The following is a 1,794-nucleotide window of genomic DNA, read 5'->3' as shown; positions in this document are numbered from 1 at the left end:
GCCTGCGGCATGAGCCTCAGCCAGCCGGGCGACCCACTGCGCGGCGGTGGCGAACGCGACCCGGTGCCCGGCCTGACAGGCCCTGATCCCCAGGCCGATCGACAGATGGGTCTTGCCGGTCCCGGGCGGGCCGAGGAAGACCACGTTGTCCTTGGCCGTAACGAAGTCCAAAGTGCCCAGATGTGCGATGACCTCGCGTTTGAGGGAGCGCTGGTGGTCGTAGTCGAAGTCCTCCAACGCTTTGCGGGCCGGGAAGCGGGCGAAGCGGATACGGGCCTCACCGCCGTGGGATTCGCGGGCGGCGACCTCGCGTTGCAGGCAGGCGGCCAGGAACTCCTCATGACTCCACCCCTCGGCTCGGGCCCGCTCGGCCAGCCGCTCGACGCAGGCCGCCAGGGACGGGGCCTTGAGCACCCGGGTCAGATAGGCCAGCTCGGCCACCAGGTTGCGGCCACTGTTCGCGGCGGTGGTGGCGGTGGTGGTGGTCATCACGCCACCCCCTCGATGCCCAACGCGGCGTCGTAGTCACTCAACCGACGCTGCTCGACCTCGACCCCGGCCCCGGCCTCGCCCGGCTGGGTGGCCGCGTGCAGGCAGGCGCGGCGCATCGCGGCGGCGGCCTGCAGATGGGCCGGGTCAGTAATGGTCTGATGCGGCGCCCAGCACCGCTGATGGCGGGCCACCACCTGGCCGCCGCAGCTCACGATGACCTCCTCCAGGCCGGCGACCACCTCCACCAGGCGGCCGATCACCGAGGGGTGCACCGAGTAGTCACACGAGGCGATACGGACATAGTGATCCCGGGCCAGCCGGGTCCAGGTGCGCCGGCCGACGGCCGGCGCCAGGGGCGGCAGCGCCACCATCGCGGCCAGATCGGCCTGCAGCCGATCTGCCGGGCGGCAGGCGATGCGCCGGTGATGGCGGCTGTTGGCCCGGCTCAGCCAGCCGGCCAGCTGGGTGTTGAAGTCACGCGGGCCGGTGAACGCGCGGCCGGGCAGAAACGAGGTCTCCAGATAGCCGTTGGCTCGCTCGACCAGCCCTTTGGCCTCGGGGTCACCGGGCCTGCACTGCAGGATGCGCACTCCCAGCATCCCGCGAAAGGCGGTGGCCTCGGCGGTGAGCTGTGGTTTGCCGCCCCTCCACTGGCCGATCGCCGACTCGTTGTCCCACACCAGCGTTTTGGGCACCGCTCCCAGTTGCGACAGCAGTGCCCAGTGTCCGGCGAACAGATCCCCGGCTGTTCGGGAGGGCAGCATCCGGGCCATCAGCCAGCGGGAGTAGCCGCTGACGATGACCAGTACCGGTGGGCTGGCCAGATGCCCGGCTCCCACCTCCACCTTCACCGGAGGGAACCACAGATCACATTGGGCCAGTTCACCGGCCCCATAGGTGGTCCGCGAGGCCGGATCGACCGGTTTGAACTGCGGCCGCAGGATACGGACCCGGTCTTTGAGCACCGTGAGCGAGCGCGTCCAGCCGATCCGCTCGGCGATCACTGTTGCGGGCATGTCCGGGAACTGCGCCAGCAACTCCCGGATCTGTGGTTCGACCGCGTCCACGATCGATCCCTTGCTCGGCCGCTCATACTTCGGCGGTGTCTGGGCTGCCAGTGCCCGTTTGACGGTGTTCTTCGAGATGCCCAGATGCCTGGCGATCGCCTTGATCGGCATTGCCTCGGCTCGATGCAACCGGCGGATCTCCGCCCAGTCTTCCACCTTGATCACCCTCCAGAGTGACTGAAGGGGGTCAGCATTCGCCCGTCGTCAGGGGGTCACGGTTCGCGCGTCGTCAACA

2 protein-coding genes are annotated in these 1,794 nt (G+C 69.3%); both read right to left on the bottom strand.

Annotated features, from left to right (window positions below; translation table 11 throughout):
• Nucleotides 1–489, bottom strand: a 489-nt coding sequence (locus ABT061_RS48225) for an ATP-binding protein (protein WP_350930442.1), incomplete at its 3' end; no start/stop codon positions are given.
• Nucleotides 489–1,724 (bottom strand): IS21 family transposase, encoded by a 1,236-nt coding sequence (gene istA / locus ABT061_RS48220; protein WP_350930441.1) that lies wholly within the window; start codon nucleotides 1,722–1,724, stop codon nucleotides 489–491. The genes istA and ABT061_RS48225, both read right to left, overlap by 1 nt.
• Nucleotides 1,725–1,794: the final 70 nt, after the last annotated feature.

It is taken from the genome of Streptosporangium sp. NPDC002544, assembly GCF_040295965.1.
Lineage (GTDB): Bacteria > Actinomycetota > Actinomycetes > Streptosporangiales > Streptosporangiaceae > Streptosporangium.
This window is presented reverse-complemented; position numbering and strand designations above follow the sequence as displayed.